The following is a 6,717-nucleotide window of genomic DNA, read 5'->3' as shown; positions in this document are numbered from 1 at the left end:
AGCAGTGCGATCGAGTCCGGTGGGCCGAACCGTTCCCAGCTCAGACCGCTACCGGCGAAGAAGAGCCACAGGTGCCGGAGGTCGTAGGCGTAGGAGAACAGCGTGTTCGGTGAGCAGTCCCGAGCCGCGAGGAACCGCAGGAAACCGGAGACTACCTCGACCGGTTCGCCGTTCTCGTCGAGCAACTCGACGCGGGGTGAACCGTTTTCCTGGCCTTCTCGTACCCGCATGGACGCCTCCGCCACCGTCGCGTGCGACGGCTCGGACAGCCGCCCCTGCCCCTCAACGAGAGGCAAGGTGTCCATGTAACTAAATAGGAGGCGTTGTCGGTGGCGACCATCTCCGGCTTCACCCCGCCATCCAGATTGAGCAGGGCGTCCAGGATGAACAGGGAGTCGCGTGGGGTGCGGGGCACCACCATCTGCCCGATGCCGATCACCTGGTCGTTAATGGCGTTCAGCCGGGTGATGCCCTTCTTCTTCGCGAAGTACTTGGGGCTCGGGGCGGCGTTGATGGTGCGGACGGGGACGCGAAGCGCAGGCCGTCGACGGAGGCGAGCAGGCCCTTGCCCCAGAACTGCACGATCGGCACCCGGGCCTGGGCCTCGATCGGGGCGGCGTTCGCCGCGGCGATGGTGTCGCCGCGCAGGTAGTACTGGCCGACGTGGACCAGCCGGGCGCGGGTGAGCGCCTCGTAGTTCGGGTTGATGACCGGGGTCATGCCGATGTTGCACGCCTCGCTCACGAGCAGGTGGTCAGGTCCTTCATGCGGGTCCTGCCGTCGCCCAGGTGCACGAAGGCGTCCAGGAATCCGGTCCAGGAGTACACCTCGAACAGCAGGTCCGGCAGGTCGATCTTCGGGAGCATCTTCTCGACCCTGCCGCGCAGCCACGCCAACGACTTCGGCTCGCCGAGCGCGTGGAGCTTCTCCACGTTCAGCTTAGTGGTGTGAGCCGTAAGTCCTTCGGGGTTGATCAAGCTGCCGGTGCGGTGGAGCATTCTTCCTGGTGATCGGCGGTGCGCCGGTCGAGTTTGGCCAGCAGATCGTCCAGGTCGGTGGTGGTGAACCTCCACTGGAATGGCTGTGCCGTGGCGTTGTAGCGGTCTTCGAAGGCTCGGAGCCGGTCCCGGACCTGGTTGAGGTCCGTGAAGTCGCTGGGCGAGACCACCTTGCGTTGGACGATGGAGAAGAAGATCTCTATCTGGTTCGTCCAGGACGCGTGCACGGGGGTGTGGATCATGACCGCGTTAGGGAACGCCGTGGTCAGGCGGTCGATGGCCCTCTGGCCCCGATGGGAGGAGCCGTTGTCGACGATCCAGAAGACGCGTTTCGCGCTGGCGTAGGGCTCGGTGGTCATAACCTGGGTGACCAGGTTCATGAAGGGCACGATGCCGGTCCTGGGTTCGCAGCGACCGACGGCTCGGGCACGGTGGACGTCGTAGGCGGCCAGGTAGGCCAGGGCGCCGCCGCGCTGGTACTCGTGGTTGACGCGCATCGCTCGGGCCTGCCCCGGCGCCAGGGTCGGGTGGCAGCGGCAGCGCGCCTGGATGGAGGTCTTCTCATCGGCGGAGACGACGTATTCATCGTCGCCCAGCGATTCGCCGTCGAAGGTGCGGGCATACAGGTCCAGGACTCGCTGAGCCTTCGCGCGGAAGTCCGGATCGCGTGGGAAGATCCAGGACCGGTACTGCCAGGGCCTGAGCGTGTCCTGGCGCAGCCAGCGGCGTACCGTGGACGCCGAGACGGTGTCGGTGATGCCGCGCGCGGTCAGCTCGGCGGCCAGTTCCGGGCACGACCACCGCGACAGCGGTGCGCCGGTCTCGGCGGGCAGTTGGCAGGCCAGTGCCTTGGCCTCGGCGACCTGCACGGGGGTGAAGCGGGCAGGGCGCCCGCTGCGCTTGCGGTCGGCCAGGCCGACCAGGCCCTGCTCGGCGAACCGGCCGCGCCAGGTCCGCACGGTGTCTATGTGCAGACCGGTCTCGCGGGTGATGCGTGCTTTGGAGTACCCGCAGGCCGCATGCAGCACGACCTGCGCGCGCACCCGGGTTTGGTGCTCGGTCTTGTGACCGTGGGCCGCCTTCTTCAGCCGGTGCCGCTCGCAGGCGGTCAGGACGATTTGACGGGCGGCGGCAACGGGCATGCAGACGGGCCGATCACGAGAAGTGGATCACGACGGGTCGTAGTCTGCGGCCCTTGGTCCTGCGAGCGTCGGGCAGGATGGCGGCCATGCCCACGGCCTCAACTTCAGCGGCACTTCAACAAGGGGGGCTCTCGGCTTTGGTGAGTTCCTGGCTCGCCTGCCACAGGCGCAGTCGGTCCTCGTTGTCGTATGCCTGGGAATGAGCGCGGGTGTCGCGGGTGCGGTCGTAGAACCGTCCGGTGGTACCGGCGAGTGCCGGATCGGTGACGAGCCAGCGGGTGGCGGTCACTCCTTGTTCCAGCGTGTCGATGCTGTGTCCGATCTCAGCGAGGACGATCTTGGTCGGCATATAGGTGGCGGGGTGCAGGCTGTTGACCGTTACCTCGTCGGCGGGCAGGCGTGCGGCGAGTTCGAAGCCGTACGTGATCTGGGCTAGCTTGCTCTGGCCGTAGGCCCGGACGCCGTCGTAGTCGCGTTCCAGCATCAGATTCTCGAAGTCGAGCGGGTGCTGGCCGATGGAGGCGACGTTGACAATGCGGGCCGGCGCTGACGCGCGCAGCAACGGCAGGAGTTCGAGGGTGAGCAGGAAGCCGGCGAGGTAGTTGACGGCGAAGCGCAGCTCGTAGCCGTCGGCGCTGGTGCGGCGGGTTCGGCCGTCCGGTTGCCCTGCGCCGATGCCGGCGTTGTTCACCAGGACGTCGAGTCGGTCCACCGATGCGCGAATCTCAGCGGCCATGCGGCGGACCTGGTCGAGGTCGGCGAGATCCGCGGTCACGGTCCGGGGCCTGGATACGCCGCGGGCCGCGAACTGGTCTGCGATGCGGTCGAGGTTGGCCTGGTTGCGGCCGTGCAGGATCAGGTCGGAACCGTCGGCTGCCAGGCGTTCGGCCAGGGCCAGGCCGAGGCCGTCGGTGGCGCCGGTGATGAGGATGGCGCGGGAAAGGGTCATTGTGGTCTCCCAGGTCGATCGCTGTGGTGGTCAGGGGTGTGCGGCCTGCGTGAGGGTGGCCGTGAGCTCCTCGACGAGGTCGTCGCCCATGGGCTGGCGCGTGGCCAGCAGGCGGTACCACAAGGTGCCGAACACGATGTCCAAGACGGTGGACGCGGCAGGGCTGGGCGGCAGGTCGCCCCGCGTCCGGGCCCGATCGAGGACCACCTGGAGCGCGTCGCGCCGACGCTGCAGAAAGGCGCTGCGGAAGAGTTGGCCGAACTCCTCGTTGATCTGGGCCTCCGCCATCAGGACGCGCAGGATGTCGATGACGCGCTGCTGGCGGCCGAGCCGGAAGGTGTCCGCCAGGAAGGCCCGTAGGTCGTCGGTATAGGAGCCGTGGTCGGCGTTCGTGACGTACAGATCGGCTTTCACTGCGAGTGCTTCGAGGAGAACGTGGGCCCTGGAGGGCCACCAGCGGTAGATCGTCTGTTTGCCGCATCCGGCGCGGTTGGCGATTCCTTCGATCGTCAGGCCCGCATAGCCGACCTCGCCGACCAGTTCGAACGCCGCGACCAGGATCGCCATCCGGCTCTCCTCGCTGCGCTTGCGTCCCGGGCGTGACTCCGAAGGGGGTTGCTTGTCCATGACCATGGAGGCTAGCTTAATTCGAGACGCGACGGTTCGAAATGAGGAGACGCCATGTCCCAGCGCACTGCCCTCGTAGTCGGGGGAACGTCCGGTATCGGGCTCGCAACGGCCCGCCTGCTCCAGGCACGTGGTGCCACGGTGCACATCGCCGGCCGCAGCAAGGAGCGCCTTGACGACCTTGCCGTCACCGACGCCGGGCTGGTCGGGCACCGGGCCGACGCCGGAAACCCTGACGAGATGAGCGCTCTCGCCGAGGCGACCGGCAGCGTCGACTGGCTGGTCCTGGCGGCCAGCGGAAGCGAGGGGCCGGGGCCGGTAGCCGATCTGGACCTGACGATGCTGCGACGCGCGTTCGAGGCCAAGTTCTGGCCGCACGTCACCACGATCCAGGCGGTCCTGCCGCAACTCGCACCGGACGGGTCTATCACCCTGCTCAGTGCCATCACCGCGCGGACCGGCATGCCGGGCACCGCCGGCATCGCCGCCCTCAACGGCGCCGTCGAGGCACTGGTCAGGCCGCTGGCCGCGGAACTCGCTCCGATACGGGTGAACGCCGTCTCTCCCGGGCTCGTCGACACGCCCTGGTGGAACGGCCTGCCGGAAGACGCCAAGCGCGAGTACTTCGCACAAACGGCCGCCACTCTGCCGGTCCGCCACATCGCCTCGGCACAGGAGATCGCCGAGGTGGTGGCCCTGGCCGCCACCAATACCAACCTCACCGGCACCATCATCGAGACCGACGGGGGCGCGCGTCTGGTCTCGCTCGGCTGACCCGCTCACCGCGCCGTCGCGGTCCACCGCCCCTTGGGGCAGCTCGGCGTTCGCGTACACGGCCTTGCGCCAGTGCGCCGGCACCAGCTTGTCGTCGACCTCCCGCGGCAGCAGCGGCTTCTCGCCCACCTTCCGCCGCGACAGCGCGGGCAGCCTCTTCACCCCGGCAAGGATGCGCGTCCCGCCGGTCGCAGCCCCCAGCGCCGAGGTCTCGCCCAGTAGCGACAGGAACGGCTTGACGGTGTTGTAGCGCAGCGCCGGCGCCCCGCGCAGCGCCGTCTCCGCCGAGTCGTCGTCCTCAGGCCCCAGGCTCACCACCGTGACCGCCGCGCTGGGCAGTGCCGCACGGGGCGCGACCTCCTCCAGCGCCCGCCACAACGCGGCCACGTCCACATCGCAGCCGGTCTCCTCGATGAGCTCCAGCTCCTCAATGAACACCGTCGCCGCCCTGGCCACGATCCGGGATGCCTTCCCAGCTGCGGCAGCGTGGACAGCCGCTGCTTGTCCGTGGACCGCTTCGCGGTGCTGATCAGCCTCGTCGCCATCAGGATCTCGAACAGGTCCAGGGCGTCGTCGATCGCCTTGGCCTCCAGGTGGCGCATCACCGCAGTGAGCATCGCCGTCCGCTTGGGCTCCGGGGTCCGCTCCAGCTTCGGGGCCTTGGTGCCCAGCCCGTACCGGGCCAGCGCGGACAGCCGGTTCGGCGGGATCTGCTCCAGCTTCACCCGTCCCAGCTGGAAGGCAGCGATGTCCTCGACCCGCTGCAACGCGCCCTTCATCGCGGTACCGGTGGTCCGCGTCGGGGGCTGGCGCATCCGCTCCAGCTCCGAGTACCGCTTGCCCGCAGGCGTCTTCAGCGTGGCAACCAGGTCGCCGGGCAGCGCCGGGTCCGCCCGCCGGGCGGCCTTCGCGACCGTGGTGTGCAGCCGCTTCTCCGCGATGGTGCGGACCAACTACCGGCGAGGAGGCACCCATCAACCTGGCCGCCCGCCGACCCACACGGGTCCGGCTAACGCCCGAGGCGTGAGCGATGACTCCTGAGGAATACGAGCGGTGGCACGTCCGGACCTGCGCACCGCTGTGGACGTCGGGCGGCGAAGTCGGCACAGTGGTCTGACGGTCCGGTCTGCCGGACCTGCTACGAACGCGCGATGCGCGTCCACGGCCGCTGCCCAAGCTGCCGAGCCGACCGGCTGCTGCCCGGACTGGACACCGCCGGCACGCCGATCTGTCGCGACTGCGCGGGCATCACCCGCGACTTCTTCTGCGACCGGTGTGGCTCGAAGGACTCCTGCTCGGCGGGGGTCTCTGCGAACGCTGCACCCTGGCCGACACCCTCGGCCGGCTCCTCGACGACGGCGCCGGCTGTGTTGCCCCTTCACTGGAACCACTGATCACCTCCCTGCTGGAGATGGACCGGCCCAAGTGCCGACTGATCTGGCTCCGCAATCCCAACGTCGTCCGTCTCCTGCGGGGCCTGGCCACCGGCAGCATCCCGCTCACCCACGAAGGGCTGCACCAGGAGGGCCCCGGCCCCCGTCATCGCGAAGGCACTCGGATATCACGACAAGACCGCCACCCCGCTGGTTACCGAGGCTGGCGGAACCTGGAGCCGATACGCCCCTGGCGACCACAATCGGTGACTGCCGGAGGACGGAAACTCAGGCAACCGAGGCCCTGAAAGGATCGGTGGGGATGATCTCTGCCTTGTCGAAGAGCTGCTCCAACGCCTCGTGCCCGTGACGCCTGCGGAACTCGATCTCGGCTGTCGTTACGGGCAGGGTCCACAGGATGCGGGCGTGGCCCCCGGGAACGGGACAGTGTTCAAGGTCTGGTCCGTGGAGATAGGGCAGGCTGACCAGCAGGTGATCGCAGGTTGACGCCGGCACCCACGGTTCACCGATCGGCATGCTGTGCTCCAGGTCGAGCTGATGTCCTCCGCAGTGGTAGTAGGCGATCATCGCCATGAGCTCGATGAACCGCTGGTCGCGGACGTGGGCGGTCATGACGAACTCAAGGCCGTGACCGTCCTTCTCCATCGCGGCCCAGCACCCGGCGGTCACATAGGCCCAGCTGTCGCTGCAGGGACCGGGCCCCACAACGAGAACTCGCAGATCGGGCACCGCGTCTCGCCGTTCCGGCTGTGAGCGATCACGAAATTCCCCAGGTGGAGCGGGTTCCGCGTCACGTAATTCCCCACCCCCGCGGTCACGTAATTCCCCATGGG

Annotated in this window: 5 protein-coding genes and 3 pseudogenes; 1 reads left to right on the top strand and 7 read right to left on the bottom strand. The window is 68.5% G+C overall.

What is annotated here, in order from left to right; all coding sequences use genetic code 11:
- The 5 genes and pseudogenes from H8R17_RS43980 to H8R17_RS43960 all read right to left on the bottom strand — a co-directional run.
- Positions 1–305 (bottom strand): annotated as a pseudogene (locus H8R17_RS43980) (hypothetical protein); the annotation flags it as partial.
- Positions 306–313: 8 nt separating this feature from the next.
- Positions 314–941, bottom strand: a pseudogene (locus H8R17_RS43975) (Tn3 family transposase); the annotation flags it as partial.
- A 32-nt stretch (positions 942–973) separates the two neighbouring features.
- A complete protein-coding gene (locus tag H8R17_RS43970; protein WP_262506009.1) occupies positions 974–2,140 on the bottom strand; it encodes an IS630 family transposase in 1,167 nt (388 codons plus the stop codon).
- Between the two features lie 115 nt (positions 2,141–2,255).
- Positions 2,256–3,089: an SDR family NAD(P)-dependent oxidoreductase gene (locus H8R17_RS43965; protein WP_187828770.1), complete on the bottom strand. Its 834-nt coding sequence runs from the start codon at positions 3,087–3,089 to the stop codon at positions 2,256–2,258.
- Positions 3,090–3,119: 30 nt separating this feature from the next.
- Positions 3,120–3,716 carry a TetR/AcrR family transcriptional regulator gene (locus H8R17_RS43960; protein ID WP_262506008.1) on the bottom strand — a complete coding sequence of 199 codons (597 nt, stop codon included), beginning with the start codon at positions 3,714–3,716 and terminating at the stop codon, positions 3,120–3,122.
- Positions 3,717–3,770: 54 nt separating this feature from the next.
- On the opposite strand from H8R17_RS43960, the gene H8R17_RS43955 reads away from it, so the two are divergent.
- Positions 3,771–4,490 carry an SDR family oxidoreductase gene (locus H8R17_RS43955; protein ID WP_187828771.1) on the top strand — a complete coding sequence of 240 codons (720 nt, stop codon included), beginning with the start codon at positions 3,771–3,773 and terminating at the stop codon, positions 4,488–4,490.
- A gap of 6 nt (positions 4,491–4,496) precedes the next feature.
- On the opposite strand, the pseudogene H8R17_RS43950 reads toward H8R17_RS43955, so the two are convergent.
- Both H8R17_RS43950 and H8R17_RS43945 read right to left on the bottom strand, forming a co-directional pair.
- Positions 4,497–5,440 (bottom strand): annotated as a pseudogene (locus H8R17_RS43950) (Tn3 family transposase); the annotation flags it as partial.
- Between the two features lie 711 nt (positions 5,441–6,151).
- Positions 6,152–6,613: a suppressor of fused domain protein gene (locus H8R17_RS43945; protein ID WP_187828769.1), complete on the bottom strand. Its 462-nt coding sequence runs from the start codon at positions 6,611–6,613 to the stop codon at positions 6,152–6,154.
- Between the last annotated feature and the right edge of the window lie 104 nt (positions 6,614–6,717).

Source organism: Streptomyces sp. TRM68367, from assembly GCF_014495685.1.
GTDB lineage: Bacteria > Actinomycetota > Actinomycetes > Streptomycetales > Streptomycetaceae > Streptomyces.
The sequence above is the reverse complement of the archived record's forward strand: the minus strand, read 5'-3'. Positions and strand labels throughout refer to the sequence as shown.

What these genes read in the sequence shown, in the direction of transcription:
- H8R17_RS43970 (WP_262506009.1), bottom strand. Translation starts at nt 2,140, where the DNA reads ATGCCCGTTGCCGCCGCCCGTCAAATCGTCCTGACCGCCTGCGAGCGG.
- H8R17_RS43965 (WP_187828770.1), bottom strand. Translation starts at nt 3,089, where the DNA reads ATGACCCTTTCCCGCGCCATCCTCATCACCGGCGCCACCGACGGCCTC.
- H8R17_RS43960 (WP_262506008.1), bottom strand. Translation starts at nt 3,716, where the DNA reads ATGGACAAGCAACCCCCTTCGGAGTCACGCCCGGGACGCAAGCGCAGC.
- H8R17_RS43955 (WP_187828771.1), top strand. Translation starts at nt 3,771, where the DNA reads ATGTCCCAGCGCACTGCCCTCGTAGTCGGGGGAACGTCCGGTATCGGG.